General features: G+C 34.9%; 22 protein-coding genes. 13 read left to right on the forward strand and 9 right to left on the reverse strand.

Translation table 11 applies throughout. From position 1 onward, the window contains the following. Positions 1 to 65: 65 nt before the first annotated feature. The 6 genes from IIF7_RS10690 (at position 66) to IIF7_RS10715 (ending at position 5,477) form a co-directional block, all read left to right on the forward strand. On the forward strand, positions 66 to 830 hold the full coding sequence (locus IIF7_RS10690; RefSeq protein WP_084841687.1) for a ParA family protein: 765 nt from the start codon (positions 66 to 68) through the stop codon (positions 828 to 830). A 3-nt stretch (positions 831 to 833) separates the two neighbouring features. Next, the gene (locus IIF7_RS10695; protein ID WP_084841688.1) at positions 834 to 1,733 is read left to right on the forward strand and encodes a ParB/RepB/Spo0J family partition protein; all 900 of its coding nucleotides are present in this window, start codon (positions 834 to 836) and stop codon (positions 1,731 to 1,733) included. Then, complete coding sequence (locus IIF7_RS10700; RefSeq protein ID WP_084841689.1) at positions 1,723 to 2,319, forward strand: DUF5683 domain-containing protein; 597 nt, start codon at positions 1,723 to 1,725, stop codon at positions 2,317 to 2,319. The genes IIF7_RS10695 and IIF7_RS10700 overlap by 11 nt, the downstream gene beginning before the upstream one ends. 2 nt (positions 2,320 to 2,321) lie before the next feature. Continuing rightward, positions 2,322 to 3,038, forward strand: a complete 717-nt coding sequence (gene dapB / locus IIF7_RS10705; RefSeq protein WP_084841690.1) for a 4-hydroxy-tetrahydrodipicolinate reductase — start codon at positions 2,322 to 2,324, stop codon at positions 3,036 to 3,038. A 204-nt stretch (positions 3,039 to 3,242) separates the two neighbouring features. Then, positions 3,243 to 4,820: a signal peptidase I gene (gene lepB / locus IIF7_RS10710; RefSeq protein ID WP_084841691.1), complete on the forward strand. Its 1,578-nt coding sequence runs from the start codon at positions 3,243 to 3,245 to the stop codon at positions 4,818 to 4,820. A 3-nt stretch (positions 4,821 to 4,823) separates the two neighbouring features. Beyond that, the gene (locus IIF7_RS10715; RefSeq protein ID WP_084841692.1) at positions 4,824 to 5,477 is read left to right on the forward strand and encodes a WbqC family protein; all 654 of its coding nucleotides are present in this window, start codon (positions 4,824 to 4,826) and stop codon (positions 5,475 to 5,477) included. On the opposite strand, the gene IIF7_RS10720 is transcribed toward IIF7_RS10715, so the two are convergent. The 7 genes from IIF7_RS10720 to IIF7_RS10750 form a co-directional block, all read right to left on the reverse strand. Beyond that, a complete protein-coding gene (locus tag IIF7_RS10720) occupies positions 5,467 to 6,516 on the reverse strand; it encodes an endonuclease/exonuclease/phosphatase family protein (RefSeq protein WP_084841693.1) in 1,050 nt (349 codons plus the stop codon). The genes IIF7_RS10715 and IIF7_RS10720 overlap by 11 nt on opposite strands. Then, entirely contained in the window at positions 6,517 to 7,425 is a 909-nt protein-coding gene (locus IIF7_RS10725; RefSeq protein WP_084841694.1) for a rhomboid family intramembrane serine protease, read from the reverse strand. Further along, complete coding sequence (locus IIF7_RS10730) at positions 7,426 to 8,175, reverse strand: rhomboid family intramembrane serine protease (protein WP_084841695.1); 750 nt, start codon at positions 8,173 to 8,175, stop codon at positions 7,426 to 7,428. Beyond that, on the reverse strand, positions 8,176 to 10,035 hold the full coding sequence (gene mutL, locus IIF7_RS10735; protein ID WP_084841696.1) for a DNA mismatch repair endonuclease MutL: 1,860 nt from the start codon (positions 10,033 to 10,035) through the stop codon (positions 8,176 to 8,178). Then, the gene (locus IIF7_RS10740) at positions 10,036 to 10,329 is read right to left on the reverse strand and encodes a hypothetical protein (RefSeq protein ID WP_217806684.1); all 294 of its coding nucleotides are present in this window, start codon (positions 10,327 to 10,329) and stop codon (positions 10,036 to 10,038) included. A 146-nt stretch (positions 10,330 to 10,475) separates the two neighbouring features. Beyond that, positions 10,476 to 10,973, reverse strand: coding sequence for a 6,7-dimethyl-8-ribityllumazine synthase (gene ribH / locus IIF7_RS10745; RefSeq protein ID WP_084841697.1), 498 nt, complete (start codon positions 10,971 to 10,973; stop codon positions 10,476 to 10,478). Between the two features lie 13 nt (positions 10,974 to 10,986). Beyond that, a complete protein-coding gene (locus IIF7_RS10750) occupies positions 10,987 to 11,778 on the reverse strand; it encodes a tetratricopeptide repeat protein (protein ID WP_084841698.1) in 792 nt (263 codons plus the stop codon). 147 nt (positions 11,779 to 11,925) lie between these two features. Here IIF7_RS10750 and recF point away from each other — a divergent pair, with 147 nt between their 5' ends. From recF to IIF7_RS10765, 3 genes are read left to right on the forward strand one after another with little or no spacing between them, the layout of a single operon-like run. Beyond that, positions 11,926 to 13,005, forward strand: a complete 1,080-nt coding sequence (recF, locus tag IIF7_RS10755; protein WP_084841699.1) for a DNA replication/repair protein RecF — start codon at positions 11,926 to 11,928, stop codon at positions 13,003 to 13,005. Next, positions 13,002 to 13,448 carry a lipocalin family protein gene (locus tag IIF7_RS10760; protein WP_084841700.1) on the forward strand — a complete coding sequence of 149 codons (447 nt, stop codon included), beginning with the start codon at positions 13,002 to 13,004 and terminating at the stop codon, positions 13,446 to 13,448. The genes recF and IIF7_RS10760 overlap by 4 nt, the downstream gene beginning before the upstream one ends. Next, positions 13,435 to 13,728 (forward strand): DUF721 domain-containing protein, encoded by a 294-nt coding sequence (locus IIF7_RS10765; protein ID WP_084841701.1) that lies wholly within the window; start codon positions 13,435 to 13,437, stop codon positions 13,726 to 13,728. The genes IIF7_RS10760 and IIF7_RS10765 overlap by 14 nt, the downstream gene beginning before the upstream one ends. Positions 13,729 to 13,865: 137 nt before the next feature. Here the strand turns inward: IIF7_RS10765 and IIF7_RS10770 are convergent, their stop codons facing one another. Both IIF7_RS10770 and IIF7_RS10775 read right to left on the reverse strand, forming a co-directional pair. Continuing rightward, the gene (locus IIF7_RS10770) at positions 13,866 to 14,285 is read right to left on the reverse strand and encodes a nucleoside-diphosphate kinase (RefSeq protein ID WP_084841702.1); all 420 of its coding nucleotides are present in this window, start codon (positions 14,283 to 14,285) and stop codon (positions 13,866 to 13,868) included. Between the two features lie 78 nt (positions 14,286 to 14,363). After that, positions 14,364 to 15,368, reverse strand: coding sequence for an alkaline phosphatase D family protein (locus IIF7_RS10775; protein WP_245801617.1), 1,005 nt, complete (start codon positions 15,366 to 15,368; stop codon positions 14,364 to 14,366). Between the two features lie 204 nt (positions 15,369 to 15,572). Here IIF7_RS10775 and IIF7_RS10780 point away from each other — a divergent pair, with 204 nt between their 5' ends. The 4 genes from IIF7_RS10780 (at position 15,573) to IIF7_RS10795 (ending at position 18,987) form a co-directional block, all read left to right on the forward strand. Then, positions 15,573 to 16,589 carry a DHH family phosphoesterase gene (locus IIF7_RS10780; RefSeq protein ID WP_084841704.1) on the forward strand — a complete coding sequence of 339 codons (1,017 nt, stop codon included), beginning with the start codon at positions 15,573 to 15,575 and terminating at the stop codon, positions 16,587 to 16,589. Further along, complete coding sequence (gldI, locus tag IIF7_RS10785) at positions 16,586 to 17,140, forward strand: gliding motility-associated peptidyl-prolyl isomerase GldI (protein WP_084841705.1); 555 nt, start codon at positions 16,586 to 16,588, stop codon at positions 17,138 to 17,140. Before IIF7_RS10780 ends, gldI begins: the two co-directional genes overlap by 4 nt. A 39-nt stretch (positions 17,141 to 17,179) precedes the next feature. After that, on the forward strand, positions 17,180 to 18,295 hold the full coding sequence (locus IIF7_RS10790) for a peptidylprolyl isomerase (protein ID WP_084841706.1): 1,116 nt from the start codon (positions 17,180 to 17,182) through the stop codon (positions 18,293 to 18,295). 83 nt (positions 18,296 to 18,378) lie between these two features. Continuing rightward, entirely contained in the window at positions 18,379 to 18,987 is a 609-nt protein-coding gene (locus IIF7_RS10795) for a hypothetical protein (protein WP_084841707.1), read from the forward strand.

Below are 18,987 nucleotides of genomic sequence, written 5' to 3' on the forward strand. Positions count from 1 at the left end.
TAACAAAATGATTTTATAAACCTATAATAAATTGTATTTTTACCTTCAAAAATTGATAAAAATTAATGGGTAAAATCATCGCTATTGCCAATCAGAAAGGTGGAGTAGGAAAAACTACAACTTCAGTAAATCTTGCTGCTTCCCTTGGTGTTTTAGAAAAAAAGGTACTTCTTATTGATGCCGATCCCCAGGCAAACGCCACTTCAGGATTAGGAATTGATGTTGAAGAAATAGAATTGGGAACCTATCAGCTTTTGGAGCATTCTATCACTCCAGACAAAGCGATAATGCAAACCAGTTCACCAAATCTGGATTTGATACCTGCCCATATCGATTTGGTTGCCATCGAAATTGAATTGGTTGATCAAGAAAATCGTGAGTCGATGCTTAAAAAAGTAATCACTCCGCTTAAAGATCAATACGATTACATTTTAATCGATTGTGCTCCTTCCCTGGGATTATTAACTTTAAATGCCTTAACTGCTTCAGATTCTGTAATTATCCCTATTCAATGTGAATATTTTGCATTAGAAGGTTTAGGTAAATTACTGAATACCATAAAAAGCGTTCAGAAGATACATAACAACAAGCTTGATATCGAAGGTTTATTGCTTACGATGTACGATAGCCGTTTAAGACTTTCTAACCAGGTGGTTGAAGAAGTTCAAAAACATTTTGATGAAATGGTTTTTGAAACAATCATTCAGCGAAATGTTCGTTTAAGTGAAGCGCCAAGTTATGGAGAAAGTATAATTAATTACGATGCGTCTAGTAAAGGGGCTACAAATTACTTAAGTTTGGCGCACGAAATTATTAAGAAAAACAGTTAGAGGATGGCGAAGGCTACAAAAAAACAGGCACTTGGTAGAGGTCTTTCTGCGCTATTGAAAGATCCTCAAAACGATATAAATTCAGCCGAAGATAAAAATGCAGATAAGTTAGTGGGTCATATAGTTGAGTTGGAATTATCTTCAATAGAAGTCAATCCATTTCAGCCAAGAACCAGTTTTAATGAAGATGCCTTACGTGAACTGGGAAGTTCTATTAAAGAACTTGGGGTAATTCAGCCAATTACCGTTAGAAAGTTAGAATTCGATAAATATCAGCTAGTTTCTGGGGAGCGCCGTTTTAGAGCTTCAAAATTAATTGGCCTAGAGACGATCCCTGCCTATATTAGAATTGCCAACGACCAGGAAAGCCTGGAAATGGCTTTAGTTGAAAATATTCAGCGCCAGGATCTTGATCCTATAGAAATTGCGCTTTCTTATCAAAGACTTATAGACGAAATTAGCCTTACACAAGAACAGCTTAGTGAACGTGTGGGTAAAAACCGTTCTACCATTGCCAATTATTTACGCCTTTTAAAATTAGATCCTATTATCCAAACGGGAATGCGTGATGGTTTTTTAGGAATGGGACATGGTAGAGCCTTAATTAATGTTGACGACCCTCAAAAACAATTAGAGATCTACGAAAAGATCTTAAAGAATTCGTTATCTGTTAGAGATACTGAAAAACTGGTGAAAGAAGCCAAAAACGGACCTGAGCAAAAATCAGCTTCAAAACCTTCAATGCCGGTAACCTACAAAAAAAGTATTAAGGAGTTTACAGATTATCTTGGAACAAAAGTCGACGTGAAGGTGCAGAAAAACGGAAAAGGAAAACTTACGATCCCTTTTTCTTCTGAAGAGGAATTTAACCGAATTAAAAAATTAATCCAGGGTGAAGAGTAAGCAGCTACTTCCTGTACTGTTATTGCTTTTGTTAACATTTCAGCTTACCGCTCAGGAAGATTCGCTTTCTGTACAAAATCCAACGGTAATTAGAAATCCTGAAGATGCAAAAGATTTAGAAGAAGAACAGGATTATAAACCATATAATGCTTTGGCTCCTGCTAAAGCAGCATTCTATTCGGCTATATTACCAGGATTGGGCCAAATTTATAATGGACGTATCTGGAAAGTGCCATTAGTTTATGCAGGAATAGGTATTCCTGTTTACTTTTATATTGATAACGACCGCCAATACAATCGCTATCGCGATGCATATAAGCAACGATTAGCCGGCCGTGAGGATGAGTTTGCCGGAAGAATATCAGACCAAGGCTTACGAAGCGCACAAGAACTTTACCAGAGAAATAAGGAAATCTCAATATTAGTAGCAATAGGATTTTACGCACTAAATATTATCGATGCCAATGTTGATGCTCACTTACAGCAATTTAATGTTAGCGAAGACCTTAGTTTAAAACCAAATTATAACCTAGATAAATTCACAGGAAAATCGAATTATGGTTTTTCACTGAATTTTAAATTTTAGAAATGAAAATAGCACTTTTAGGATACGGAAGAATGGGACAGGCAATAGAAAGTATTGCCATAGAACGCGGACACGAAATTGTACTGAAAATCGATAAAAATATTGAAAGTTATAATTTGGAAGAAATAGGAATCGATGTAGCCATCGATTTTAGTATTCCAGATGCAGCTTTTAAAAATATTACATCTTGTTTTAAGGCGGGTATACCAGTAGTTTCTGGAACAACAGGATGGTTAGACCAATATGATGAAGCCGTTGAAATTTGCAATAAAAACAATGCTGCATTTATTTATGCCAGTAATTTCTCTTTAGGAGTTAATATTTTCTTCGAGCTAAATAAAAGATTAGCCGGAATGATGAAAAACTTGGATGAGTATGGCGTAGAAATTGAAGAAATTCATCACACCAAAAAATTGGACGCTCCTAGCGGAACAGCAATTAGCTTAGCTGAACAGATCATCGAGGTAAATGACCGTAAAAATGGCTGGCATTTAGAAACCGCTAGTGATAATGAAATCCCGGTTTTTGCAAAACGAATTGAGGATGTTCCAGGGACACATACTGTAAGTTACACTTCAAAAATCGATGATATCGAGATTATGCATACGGCACATTCTCGTGAAGGCTTTGCAAAAGGAGCAGTTGTAGCTGCAGAATGGCTAAATGGAAAAACAGGTGTACATACTATGAGAGATGTTCTTTCTAGCCTTTTTGAATAAAATTGCCGCTTATTTTATCGAATTTCAGCTAAATTCATAAACAAATTTTGTTTAGTTTTTAGATTATAAATAAACTACCTCAGGTTAATCCCATGAGGCATTTTTTAGAAATTATTTTATTTCGAGCTAAAGCTTGAAGCATTTAATCTCGATTATCGAGTAACGAATAGCCTTTTAGGCATACTAACAGGGAAATAATAAGATATGACATTTACAGCGTGGTTTATTTTCTTTCTGGTTGTGCAAATAATTCATTTTGCCGGAACCTGGAAATTATATCAAAAAGCAGGTAGAAAAGCCTGGGAAGCTTTAATCCCAATTTATAATGCGGTGATTTTAATGAAGATTATTCATCGTCCCTGGTGGTGGGTTATCTTGCTTTTTATTCCGATTGTAAATCTTATTATGTTCCCGGTAATTTGGGTGGAGACCCTAAGAAGTTTTGGAAGAAAAAGTACCGCAGATACCTGGTTGGCAATTCTTACTTTGGGATTCTATATTTATTATATCAACTACACTCAAGATGTAAAACATATTAAAGATAGAAACCTAAAACCTGCCACTACAGCCGGAGAATGGGTTAGTTCTATTTTATTTGCTGTGGTAGCGGCAACAATAGTTCATGGGTATTTAATGCAGCCTTTTACCATTCCTACTTCTTCCTTAGAAAAAACACTTTTGGTAGGTGATTATCTTTTTGTGAGTAAATTTCATTACGGTGCTAGAATTCCACAAACACCAATTGCTTTTCCAATGGTTCACGATACAATCCCAGTTGCGGGCATAAAATCGTACACCAACAAACCTCAAATTCCGTATTTTAGATTACCAGGATTTGAGGAAGTTAAAAAGAACGATATTGTAGTTTTTAACTGGCCGGTTGATACCGTAAATGCTTTTCAGCAATATGGCGATGGGAAATATTATTACAAGCCAATCGATAAGAAATCGAATTATGTTAAGCGCTGCGTAGCCACACCAGGAGATTCACTGGAAATTATAGCTGGTAAAATTTATATTAACGGAGAGCAACTTCAATTATCAGAAAGAGCTAAAGCTCAATACTCTTACCAGGGAACCACAAATGGGCAGGAACTTACGCCGCAGTATATGTACCAAATGTATGATATTACAGATGGTTTTTATTACAATAAAGCAACCAACGAGTTTATTATTTCTGCTCTTCCTGAAGAGTCTGAAGAAAGATTAAAAAACAATCCTTACATAAAAACGCTGGAAAGACGTATTTCTCCGGAAGATCAAAAAACGGCAAGCTTATTCCCTAACGATAAGAAAAAACGCTACAATTTAGATTATTTTGGGCCAATCTATATTCCTGAAGAAGGTAAAACAGTAGAAATTACTCCAGAATCTTTACCATTTTATCGCAGAATTATTGAAGTATACGAAGGTAGCGAGATGGGCATAGAAAATAGAATTAGCCTAAACGGAACGCAAGTTCTTTTAAACGGGCAAGCATTGGATTCTTATACCTTCAAGCAAAATTATTACTGGATGATGGGTGATAACCGCCATAACAGTGAGGATAGCCGTAGTTGGGGATATGTTCCTTACAACCATGTAGTAGGAAAACCTGTGTTTATCTGGTTTAGTAAAGATAAGTATGCTTCAGGATTTTTAAATGGTATTAGATGGGATAGAATGTTCACCACCGTTAAAGGTGAAGGTAAACCAATATCCTATCTGCCTTATTTCTTTATTCTATTGGTAATAATCTTCGGATTTAATTACTTCAGAAAACGTAAAAAATCAGATTCTTAAAAAATGAATACTGTTTTATTACATCCGGCCTATTTTGGCCCTGTTTCGCAATATGCTGTGATTACCCAATATGAAAAGATTGTTTTAGAGAACTTTGATAGCTATCAAAAACAGACTTATCGTAACCGAATGTATATTTATGATGCTAATGGTAAATTATTACTAAATATTCCTATAAAACATAAATCCTCACTTACAGGTAAAGCCTCAGATGGAAATCAGCTATACAAGGATGTTTTGATTGATAACTCTTTTGAATGGCAGAAGCAACATTGGCGTGCTTTAAAAGCATCTTACCAAACCTCTCCGTTCTTCGAGTTTTATGAAGATGATATCATATATTTATATGAAAATCAATTTTCTCATCTAATGGATTTTAATTTAAAATGCCAGTCTTTTGTTTTTGATGCCATAAGAATTGAGGCTGAAATTATACAAACTGACGAATATTTTAGAAATCCTACAGCAATGGATAACGGAAGGCATCTTATTTCAGCAAAAAAAGATTTTAATTTTTTATCTGAACGCTACCAGCAAGTATTTGAGCCAAAACACGGATTTTTAAATAATTTAAGCATCCTAGATTTAATTTTTAACCTTGGTCCCCAAAGCTTAGATTTTCTGGAAAATCAAAAACTTCCCGACTTTAATTTTTGAATGAAAAAGTAGTTAGAATAGGATAATGATCTGAATACGGGACTTTAATTCGCTCATAAGAGTTGATTTCAAACACCGTGTCTAAAAGATGAAAATCTATTCTTAAAGGGAAATAATTCAGATTATAAGTACTGCTAAAACCTGCACCTTTTTTTACAAAAGCATCCTGAAATCGATCATTTCTAACATGTTTATAGGTATGAGAAAACGCAGTATTATTAAAGTCTCCACTAATAATTACTGGATAAGCAGATTCCCTGATGGATTGATATACTTTTTCAGCCTGGTTTTGCTGTCTTACAAAACCACTAGAAATATTCTTAACCACTTTCTTCGATTCTTGCTTATCTTTAAAATTATCTACTTCCTGAATATCTTCGGTAACTTTTAAGCTTTGAAAATGGATATTGTACAGTCTGATTGTGTCCTCTTCAATAATTACATCTGTAAAAATCGCATTATTATTATCCCCTGTAAAATCATCTACATTAAAATCTAAAGAGGTTTTACCAATTAATGGAAATTTTGAAAATATAGCCTGACCAAAAGATGACCTTTCAGATCGATATTTGATAAATTTAAACGGATATTTTTTTTCCAGATATTCATTTTTATAATATTCTTCAATCGTTAGTATATCTGGATCTGCTTCATCTATTATCGCATTTATTTTTTCAGGAATATTTTCTTCCTCTGTCCAAACAGATTTATTAAACATCCTAACATTATAATTCATAATAGAATACTGCCCAGCCCCATCTTCACCCGTAAATGGCCATTTATAAAACTTCGAAGCAAAACCAAAGCCAATGATCATAATCAATAAAGACAAAACCATTTGACGTTTCATCCTTAATAGCCAATAAAGAAAGAAAACAAGGTTAGCTATAATTAAAATAGGAACACCTAAGGTTAAAACCGAAATTAAAGGATAACTTTTTGGAGGAATGTAAGGGAGAAAATAAGCTACAATTAAGGCTATAGCTAATAATGAATTTAAAAAGAAAATGAGTTTATCAAACCAGGATAATTTTTTCATCTAGTCTTCTTTGCCTGCCTGAAAAAGAAAATCTTTTTCTGCTTTAGTTAAACTTTCATAGCCACTCTTACTGATTTTATCTAAAATTGAATCAATTTTTTGTTGTTTTTCAGATTTAGACATTGATGAATTTCTTGAAGATGAAGTAGTACCTGTAGTTCTTTTTTTCGATGTGCGATGTACTGTTTTCATATTTGCTTTCTTCTCTTTCTTTTTAAAGAGATTTACAATCCCATCCATCAAACTTTCCCACCACGCTCCAATATCATTACCTTTATGCAGTTGCGTTGTATATAAATAACCTAAGCCGGCACCACCAAGATGCGCTAAATGTCCACCAGCATTCCCCATAGGGATTTGAATAATATCTATTGCAACTAAAGCTGCGGCAATCCACCAAAACTTCAAATTTCCAAAGATCAACAAACGAACATACATATTTGGCGCCTGGGTAGCTACACCAATCAAAACAGCCATTACTCCGGCCGAAGCTCCTACAAGATAAGATTTACCTCCAGCAAAGGCTGGAAATAAATTGTAACTCAGCATAAAAACCAATCCACCAATAATTACTCCTAGAAAATAATAGTTTAAAAGGCGCTTAGGTGAAAAGAAATTCAAAAAATATATTCCAGAGAAATACAAAATCAGCATATTGGAAGCCAAATGAAAAATTCCACCATGCAGAAAAGAGTAAGCTATAATCGTCCAGGGTTTCAGGATAAATTCTGCCGGATCTGATGGTAATACAAACCAGTCATAAAAATCTGCAAATCCAGGAATTTCAAAAAGAGAAAATACGGTATTGATAATTCCAAAAAACAAAAATACGATCACATTTACAGCGATAAGTTTTTCTGTTATTGTGGCCGTATTTATTTTATATCTTATCTTATCTGATGTTCTCATCTAGTTCCACCTATTTTGGTTAAACTGATTTTTCTTCCAGTACCACATTGTTATGAATCCGATAATACCTCCACCAATATGTGCCCAATAGGCTGTATTTGATGGTCCCAAGAGAGTATGTCCTGTTACAGCTGAATATACATTTAAAAGGAAATATCCACCTATTAAATACTTTGCTTTTATAGGAATGGGGATAAACATGATATACAAAGGTAAATTAGGATAAATTACTGCGAAAGCAGCAGTGACTCCAAAAATAGCTCCCGATGCTCCAACCATAGGAACCATAAAAGAGCTTGCCAGATCATTTACAAGAGTGTTTCCGCCATTATACATCATGCCATAGGGCTGGCCATCAAATTGATTTAATAATTCATTGATTTGAGAAACACTCGCTCCGTTTTCGATTAATGCATTGTAAGCCGAATTAAAATCGAGATAAGCGAATAGGATCTGAAGTCCGGCTGCACCAAGACCGGCCGAAAAATAAAGAAATAAAAAACGACTTTGCCCAATACTTTGCTCTAAGAAACTTCCGAAGATATAAAGAGCAAACATATTAAAGAAAATATGCGAAATTCCACCATGCATAAACATGTGGGTTATCACCTGCCAAAACTGAAAATTTTGATTTTCTGGAAACCATAAAGCAAATAAATCATAAGCCCTGTCTCCAATTACCTGGCTTCCAATAAAAAATAGAATATTTGCTATTAAAATTACTTTTACAGATTCAGAAATTCTTCCCATTTAGGTAAACTTTTTATCTAATTCGTCTACAGTTAACGTTACAAATACCGATCTATTAAACGGACTAACATCTGGTTCTTTGCAGGCGAATAAACGATTTACAATATGTTGCTGTTCTGTACTATTTAATAATGTTCCAGATTTCACAGCCATACCCTTTGCCAACGATTTTGCAAGCAAATCTGTTTGTGAAAATCCATTATCTGGAACTTCATTCTCAAAGTCGGATAACAGCTGTTCTAATAAAATACCAACCTCACTTTCACTAATTAAAGTTGGTATCCCAGTGATCTCTACATTATCAACTTCAATATTAGAAAAAATAAAACCAGTTTGTTCTAAAGATTCCTTAATTTCTTTGAGCATTTCCATTTCGTTTGTGTTGAACTGCAACTGTAATGGAAAAAGAAGCTGTTGGCTAACCGCCGCAGAGATCGTAATATTCTTTAAAAGCTCTTCATATAAAATCCTGGTATGGGCACGATTTTGATCGATTACCAAAATTCCACTTTTTAAGGTAGAAACTATATATTTTTTTTGAAGCTGAAAAGTGCCTGCTTCTGGCCCTGAATGATTATCATCAAAAAGTTTCCCGGTTACCTCTTCACTTTCAAATTCTACCTGTTTAAATTGATGTTGATCGTTTTCTGGAGCTGCATTTAATCCTGCATATAAACTTTCCCAGGATTGTGTTGTTTCTTTTTTGAAGCTATGACTTTTCCCTGAACGAATTGAAGTTGTATTTAACTCGTTTTCGAATGGGTTAAAACTACGATCTACTTCGATTTTAGGTATTTCTGCCTGCTTATTTTTATATTCGTAGGGTGTATCTAAATTAGAATCGCGATCAAAATCCAGTACAGGTGCTACACTAAACTGGCCCAAACTATGCTTTATAGCACTCCTCAACATCGCATAAAGTGCGTGCTCGTCGTCAAACTTAATTTCAGTTTTAGTAGGATGGATATTAATATCTATACTCTTCGGATTTACATCCAGATAGAGAAAATAACTTGGATAAGTTTTCTCTTTCAGTAAACCTTCAAAAGCTGCAGAAACGGCATGATTTAAATACGGACTTTTAATAAACCTGTTATTAACAAAAAAGAACTGCTCTCCCCTGCTCCTTTTCGCAAATTCTGGTTTCCCAACAAAGCCTGAAATTTTTAGAATCTCGGTATCTTCATTAACAGGAACCAGCTTTTCATTGGTTTTACCACCAAAAATATTAGTAATTCGTTGCCTATGATTGGTTGCTGGTAACTGAAAAAGTTCGCCACTATTATGAAAAAGTGAAAAAGCAATCGATGGATGCGCCATTGCCACACGCTGAAATTCGTCGATGATATGGCGTAATTCTACAGCATCAGATTTTAGGAAATTACGTCTTGCAGGAATATTATAAAAAAGATTCTTTACACAAAGTGAAGTTCCTTTAGGAGTAACACATGGTTCTTGAGAAGTTACTTTACTACCTTCTATCTTTATACATGTACCAACTTCCTCGTCTTCTGGCTTCGTTTTTAACTCTACATGTGCAATTGCAGCTATAGAAGCTAAAGCCTCTCCCCTAAACCCCTTGGTATTTAAACTGAAAAGATCTTCAGCAGATTTTATTTTTGATGTAGCATGACGCTCAAAACACATACGAGCATCTGTAAGGCTCATCCCGGCACCATCATCTACCACCTGTATTAAGGTTTTACCGGCATCTTTTACTACAACCTGAATATTTTGAGCATAAGCATCTATAGCGTTCTCCAGTAATTCTTTTATAACAGAAGCTGGCCGCTGAACTACCTCTCCCGCTGCAATTTGGTTAGCAACGTGATCTGGTAAAAGTTGTATTATATCACTCATTTAACGAGGATTCGAGAAGATAGACAAATCGAAATCTATAATCCACAAAAAAATAAATATAAGGACAATCGCTACGTAAATAACTCGTTTGTTAATTTCTCTATTTCCTCGATTTCGGCTGGCCTTTCTATCTCTAGACCATTGTGCACCAAAATCTATCGCATTTGTAGCTTCCTTATACTTATTAAATTTCGAATCAAAATCGTAAATATTTCCCGTATCCTTACCGTTGTAGTAACGTGGAGTATAATTATAACGGGCGTTCTTCTTGGTTTTTAAAAAATTGACTCTCAAAATTATTGCTTTAAAACGTGGTACATCAAATTTACTTAAAAGCTTTCTAAAATAGAAGAGCACTTCTATAAAATATAAAAAAGCAATAATAATGCCGCTTTAAAAAAAGCGGCATGTAGATTATGATAGGATACTATCTAAGATTATTAAAATCTGGATTCTTTTCTTAACTGTGCCATTTTAATGGCAGCAACTGCTGCTTCAGTTCCTTTATTCCCGTGTTTTCCACCAGAACGATCTAAAGCCTGTTGCATATTATTATCTGTAAGTACACAGAAAATTACAGGAATATCATTATTCACATTTAATTGAGTAATCCCGTTAGATACACCCTGACATACAAAATCAAAATGCTTGGTTTCTCCCTGGATTACACTACCAATGGCTATAATACCGTCTAGCATATCGTAACTTTCCTGCATTTTTTTGCAGCCATAAGTTAACTCAAAACTTCCCGGTACATTCCAACGTACTATTTTTTTCTCTAGTACACCATGTTCCTTTAAGGTTTCAAAAGCCCCCTGAAACAAACCTTCAGTTACTTTCTCATTCCATTCTGAAACAACAATCCCAAACCGAAATTCTTTCGCGTTTGGGATTGAAGATTTATCGTATTCCGATAGATTATTTCCTTCGGTTGCCATATATGTTTATATGTTAGTTCATCGCCTGAGCCTGACCAATAAATACAGGAGCTTGCTCTGCTTCTTCAGACTCTGGATATTCGTTTTCTAATTTATTAAGATACTCTAAAGCATCCTCAGCATTTCCTAATTCTAGCGCTGTAACAGCAGCTTTCAATAAAAATTTTGGCGTTGTAAAGCTATTAGATCTCATATTCGCAGCTTTAACGTAATAATCTAAAGCCTCTTCTGGTTGCTCTAATTGCATAAAAGCATCACCAATACCACCAGTAGCTAAAGGAGCTAAAACTTCATCATCACTTTTAAAGTCTTCTAAATAATCTATAGCTTCCTGATATTTACCTGTATATAAGTAAGCAAAACCAGCATTATAAGATGCTATATTGGCACTAGGAGTACCTCCATAATTATCAATAATATCTAGGAATCCATACTTTCCTTCACCTCCGTTTAATGCCAGGTTATAAAGTGAATCACTTTGTGTAGCACCTGCATTCATAGCAGCCTGCATGTAATTTTGCGCCTGTGCCATTTCGTTGGCAGCTTCAGCCTTTTTTGGCTCTTGGATAAACTGCTCGTATCCTAGATATCCTAAAACAGCAATTACAACAACACCTAATACAATATAAATGTATTTTTGATTGTCTGCTACCCAGGTTTCTGTACGGCTTGCACCTTCGTCTAGACTATTAAAAACGTCTTCAGTAGTAGAATGTCCTTCTACGTATTCGTTTTCATTTGTTTCTTCTACGTCCTGGATGTTTTCCTTTGGTGGTTTATATCCCCTTTTCTTATATGTTGCCATAAGATATTTTTAATGCGTGGCAAAAATATAATATTTTGTGAAAATTAAAAGGGAATTTATTTGTATTTTTTCAATATTTTAAGCTCTTTCGCTTAGTAAATTCAAGTCTGGCCGACCATTCAAAACCTCATTGATTTTCAATAAATTATGTATTTAAAACAGCTTTCCCTCTTAAATTATAAGAATCTGGAATCATCTTCTTTCGACTTTGATCCTAAGATTAATTGTATGGTTGGGCATAACGGTGTGGGAAAAACAAACGTTTTAGATAGCATTTATCATCTGGCTTTTGGGAAAAGTTATTTTAACCCGATTACCAGCCAGAATATTAATCACGATGCCGACTTTTTTGTGGTAGATGGAACGTTTGAGAAAAACGAAAAGGAAGAGCAGATCTTAGTGAGTGCAAAGCGTGGGCAAAAAAAAGTGATCAAGAGAAACCAAAAGCCTTACGAGAAAGTTAGTGAGCACATTGGTTTTATCCCGGCGGTAATCATTTCACCTGCGGATCGCGACCTTATTATAGAAGGTAGCGAAACCCGTAGAAAATTTATGGATGGCGTAATTTCACAAAGCGATAGTACTTATTTAAATAATCTTATTAATTATACCAAAATCGTTTCACAGCGAAACTCCCTTTTAAAATATTTTGCAGCCAATCATACCTTCGATCGAGACACCTTAGAAGTATACAATCTTCAGCTTAATGACCTTGGATCGAAATTGTATAAAAAACGACTAGATTTTTTAGATGAATTTGTTCCCATCTTTAATACCAGATATGCCGAAATCACTAATAATAAAGAACCAGTTAGTATAGCCTATAAAAGTCAACTTGCAGATAAACCACTATCGAAACTCTTAGAAGACCAACTTCAAAAAGATATGGTTTTGCAATATACCAGCGTTGGAACGCACAAAGACGACCTAAGTTTTGAAATTGAAGGTCATCCTATTAAAAAATTTGGTTCCCAGGGCCAGCAAAAGTCATTTTTAGTAGCTTTAAAGTTAGCTCAATTCGATTTTATTAAAAAAATAAGTGGCGTAAACCCAATATTACTTTTAGATGATGTTTTCGACAAGCTAGACGAACAGCGAGTAGCGCATATTGTAGCTTTGGTAGCCACAAAAGATTTAGGCCAAATATTTATAAGCGATACGCATGCCGAGCGTACCGAAAAAGTGGTAAAAGAAAGTAATCAAACCTATAAAATATTCAAATTGTGAAAAATTGCGGTATATTTTTTTTCATTTTCAGCTTCATTATATTAAGTTGTAATAAACAGGATCCAAGAGAACAGATCCAATTTTTAGAAGGCTACTGGGAAATCGATAAAGTTGAAGTAAGTCCAGATTCTACCATCACTTATAGAATGAGTGAGAATATCGATTATTTTGAACTAAGCGATTCATCCAAATCATCAGGACAGCGTACAAAACTACGGCCGCAGATGGATGGTACATATAAAACCACCAATTCTGCTGAAAAAATTGATCTTAAAATTGAAGAAGATAGCCTTCGAATTTATTATAAAACGCCTTATGATAACTGGAAGGAAACTGTTCTTGAAGCTTCAGAAGAAAACCTGGTTATAAAAAATGATCAGGATAAAATATATCATTACAAAAAATACAGCCCCATAAATATCGAAACCAATGAAGAGGAATAACGAAAATCTAAGTTTAGGAGACGTTTTAAAAGAATTTGTTGAAAAGAACAATCTTGAAAAGGGCTTGGATAAAGTCCATGTTCGGGATGCATGGAACCAACAAATGGGGCCAGCGATCCAAAAATATACCACTGCAATAAAATTACAGGGAAGCACTTTGTATGTTCAGTTAAGCTCTTCTGTTTTGCGCGAAGAATTAAGCTACGGGAAAGAAAAGATCGTTAAAATGCTAAACGAAGAATTAGGGAAAGTACTTATAGAAAAACTAGTTCTTCGGTAAATTAACGAAGTAAGTAAACTACCTCGGCGCGAGCCTCAGGGTATTATTCCCTTTGGCGGCGCCAATAACTTCAGAAAAAAGCATAAAAAAAGCTATCCAAAACCGGATAGCTTTTCTTTTTATTACAAAAAATATTCTTAGAACATTTCTCTACCTGCAAAGTGAAAAGCACCTTCGATAGCAGCGTTCTCGTCGCTATCACTACCGTGAACTGCATTTTCTCCTACAGAAGCAGCGTATTTTTTTCTAATAGTACCTTCAGCAGCATCTTCAGGATTTGTAGCACCAATTAAAGTTCTAAAATCTTCAACTGCGTTTTCTTTTTCTAAGATCGCAGCAACGATTGGTCCTCTTGTCATAAATTCTACTAATTCACCAAAGAACGGACGCTCTTTATGAACCGCGTAAAAAGTCTCTGCATCTGCTGTTGTCATTTGCGTTAACTTCATGGCTACGATTCTAAAACCTGAAGCATTGATCTGATCTAAAATTGCACCAATATGCCCATTTTCTACAGCATCAGGCTTAAGCATGGTGAAAGTTCTGTTTCCTGCCATTTCGTGTTTTTTAAATTTTCAGCAAAAATAATTAATTCTCTTCCAAATACAAGGTTATTAAAACTTTATATCGATTTTCTAAAATTTGACGCTTGTTTCTTGCAAAAGTGCATTTTCTACGCCTCTCATTTGCATATTAACTTCCTCATTTTCAAAATCAAAGTTCAAAACACCAAAACTTAACTGAAAGATCACCTCTCCTTCTCGATACATATTAGGTTCTCCATTAAAATTTTCATAGGCATGCGTCATTCCGCTAGATGTAAAATCGTAAAGCGGAGCTTCTAAACCATCAATATCCATTTTCGAAAATTCTGAAATATGGCGATCACCACTAATAATGATCGGGTTTTTAATTTCTGAACTTACAATTAGATCCAATAAATGCTCCCGTTCTTCTGGGAAATTTGCCCACTTTTCAAAGCGATGTTGGCGGCTTAATACCTGGATGCTACTCATTATAATATTGTAATCTGCCGTGCTATTATTTAATTCATTCTCTAACCAACTCCATTGTGCTTCACCTAAAATTGTACCTTCTCGCCCTTCATTAATAGGATCTCTAAAATAACGAGTATCCAGTAAAATCACTTTTATGGTTTTCCCGTCAGCATTTAAATCCTGTGAATAATAAACGCCTTCTCGATCTCTACGCGAATCATCTTCAGGCACATTCATAAAATCAAGAAATAATTGCTGACTTTCAGCTTTCTTATCCCACTCCTTCCCGGCATTATTACTTCCAAAGTCGTGATCGTCCCAAGTTCCCAACATGACTGTAGAATTTACCAACTGCTGATATTCTTCAACATTATTCTGAAAATCATACATCTCTTTCATCTTCTCCATATCTGGCGTATCGGCATAAATATTATCGCCACCCCAAATAAAAGCATCGGGATTATTGGCCAATATCGGCTGCCAAAGTGGTTGCGGATTTTCCTGATCGTTACAACTACCAAAAACAATGGTATAATCGTACTCTTTTGGATCAATTTCCTGCTCGTCGTTATTAACGACGTTAGAGGTAGAATTACAACCTAAAAGAAATAATAAAACTGAAAATCGTAAAATTTTAAGCATTTTTGTTGTTTTGTGTCCAATAAAAATAAACATTGACCGCCAACTTTTAAAGACCGAAGTTAAGTTTAACGAAATGGTAAATTACCCGTAATTAAACAAACGCTGATCTAGAAGAAAATTATAGTTGAAATAGGTTAAAAAGGATTAAATCTTGATTACAGAGCAAAGCCTAATAAGACATTAAATTGTATCTTTACCAATCTTATGATAGAGCAATATATTTTAGAAATTACTGCGGAATTAGCTAATGCTAATAACATAGTGATCGTGCCACACAAAGGCCCAGATGGCGATGCCATGGGAAGCACCCTGGCCTTAATGCATTTCCTGAAAGATAAAGGACATAATGCTACCGTAATTGCACCTAACGAATATCCAGACTTTCTTAAATGGCTACCTGGCAACGACGAGGTAATTATTTACGAAGAGGATAAAAAAACAGCAGACGAAATTATCGAAAAAGCCGAGATAATTTTCACCTTAGATTTCAATGATCTTTCCCGCTGTGGTGATATGCAGCAGGCCTTAGAAGCAAGTGAAGCGACCTTTATAATGATCGATCATCACCAGGAACCTGCAGATTATGCAGATTATACATATAGTGACACAAGCATAAGCTCTACCTGCGAGATGGTATATCACTTTATTGAGAGACTTCGAGCTAAAAAGAAGATCACTCCGCAAATTGCCAGTTGTTTATACACCGGAATAATGACCGATACCGGATCTTTTAGATTTTCCAGCACTACACCAAACACGCATCGTGTGGTAGCAGATCTTATTGAAAAAGGTGCTAAAAATAGCCAAATTCATCAGGACGTGTATGATACTAATTCTGAAAGCAGATTGCAATTACTGGGGGTAGCTCTTCAAAATTTAAAGGTTAACAGACAGTATAGAACCGCTTATATTAAAATTTCTCAGGAAGAATTAGATACGCACAATTTTAAAAAAGGAGATACTGAAGGTTTTGTAAACTACGGACTTTCTCTTGATGGAATTATTTTTGCTGCTATTTTTATTGAAAATAAACAAGAAGGAATCATTAAAATTTCATTTCGTTCTAAAGGAGACTTTTCAGTAAACTCATTCGCTCGTGCACATTTTAATGGTGGTGGCCATAATAATGCGGCCGGCGGAAGAAGCGAAGTTTCTATGAACGACACCATTGTAGAATTTAATCGATTACTTCCTGAATATAAAGAACAACTTCAGGCATGAAAAAACTAATTTTTAGTTTCTTAATAATTTCAGCAGCAATTTCCTGTAAATCTCCAGAAGCACGTTATCCTGTGAGCCAGAATTCAGGTAGCTACATAAACGAATCTGTAGCACGAAATAAAAAGCTACTGGCGCAGGAAGAATCTTTAATAAAAGAAATTATTGCAAAAGATAGTACCACGAATTACATTGCCAGCAACGGCGGATTTTGGTATTTCTACAATAAAAAAGTAGCTGATTCTATCTCTACCCAAAAACCAGAATTTGGCGATATTGTAAGTTTCGACTATCATATTAAAACTCTGGATGACCAAACGATTTATGCTGAAGGGGAAAAGCCAACAAAGGAATACGCTATAGACCAGGAAAATTTATTTAGTGGTTTAAGGAATGGCTTAAAACTTATGAAAGCCGGAGAAACTGTTACCTTTTTATTTCCTTCGTACAAAGCTTTTGGATATTATGGCGATAAAGATCGTATTGGAACCAATATTCCCATTAAAACAACCGTAACTTTACATAGTATCCAGAAGATAGATTCTATAAACTAAAAATCTTATTTATTTTTACCCAAAATTAAAATTTATATAATGAAGAAATTTAGCCTTTTACTTTTAAGCGCTATTGTTTTGGCTTTTACAGCCTGTAAAGATGATTACCCAGATCTAGAAGACGGGATGTATGCGAGATTCGATACTTCTATGGGACCTTTTATAGCTGAACTTTATTACGACCAAACTCCGATTACTGTTGCTAGTTTTGTTTCTCTTGCTGAAGGAACCAGCACCATGGTAGACAGTACTTATAAAAACAAGAATTTTTACGACGGAATTATTTTTCACAGAATTATTGATGGTTTTGTGATACAGGGTGGTGATCCAACAGGAACCGGTCGTGGTGGTCCTGGATATCGTTTCCCAGATGAAACCATCGATAGTTTAAGCCATGATTCTAAAGGAATTCTTTCTATGGCAAATGCTGGCCAAGGTACAAATGGAAGTCAGTTTTTTGTAACCCTAGCTCCTACTACCAATCTAGACGGAAGACATACCGTTTTTGGTAAAGTAGTAAAAGGACAGGATGTTGTTGATGCCATAGGAAAAGTAGAGACAGATCCTCGTGATCGTCCTGTAAAAGATGTTGTGATCAATGAGGTTGAAATTATTAGAAAAGGAAAAGCAGCTAGAAAATTTGATGCGCCACAGGTTTTTGCAGATGAACTTCAGAAAATTAAAGATGCTGAAGAAGAAGCTGCCAGAAAACTTGAAGAAACAAAAGCCGAAAACAAAGCCATGTTCGATAAATATCGTGAAGAAGCTGAAACTTTAGATAGCGGACTAGGAATTTATATTCTTGAGGAAGGAGATGGCCCGAAACCTAAAATTGGCCAAAAAGTAGGTGTAGATTACGAAGGTTACTTCTTAGATGGTGGCATCTTTGATACCAGCAAAGAAGATGTTGCGAAGAAATTCGACATCTTTAATGAAATGAGAAGTATGCAAGGTGGTTATGCTCCATTAAATATTCCCTACGGTCCAGATGCACCAATGATCGCCGGGTTTAACGAAGGTATTGAACAAATGAAAGTTGGTGATAAAGCTATTTTATATATCCCAAGTCATCTTGCTTATGGTGAAAGAGGTCGTGGACCAATCGAACCAAATACCGATTTAGTTTTTATTGTTGATTTGGTAGATATTAAATAAAAGCTTTTATTTAATAATATAAAGCCTGCCACTTGGCAGGCTTTTTGCTTTTTAGGTAAAATGTTTCATCAACTATCATCTAAATGAGAAAATTTTTCTTTGCCCTTCTTGCGCTTACTTTTGTATCCTGCAATCTATTAAATACAAATAACCTAAATAATGATTTTAGGTGGAAGAATAGAAAGTTTAAAACTCAGAAAAACACTTCGTTAAACTTCAAACCAGAATTGATTAAGATTTATAATGAAGATTCTTATTTCCTGAAAAAATTCTTTGAAAAAGACTCTCAAAAAATTGCAAATAATTTCAATAAAATTCTAATTAAAGATCTTGAAGAAAGAAATTTCAATTTCTCAGCAAAAACTCCAAATTATAAAATTTCAGTAGACACTTTGATTTTTAAAGAAATAGTTAAAAACGAAAATGTCTATACCTATGAAGAAAGAGATTTCTTAGGAATCTATGAGAGATATGCGGTAAATTTCAAAGTAATTGGTAAGGTAGAAACTGTTGATACTTCTGCAGTTATTGAATCTGACATAAGTTTTGAAGCTACACCAAGAGAAGGTATGATTATCAAAAAGTATGTTGCTTACGATAATAAAAACACAAATTTAAACAAGGTATGGAAAAACCTTCTGAACAAATTCAGCTATCGCTGTTACGAACTTATTCAGAAGGAAATTTTATAA

Source organism: Zunongwangia atlantica 22II14-10F7 (genome assembly GCF_002094855.1).
In the GTDB taxonomy this organism is placed as follows: Bacteria; Bacteroidota; Bacteroidia; order Flavobacteriales; family Flavobacteriaceae; genus Zunongwangia; species Zunongwangia atlantica.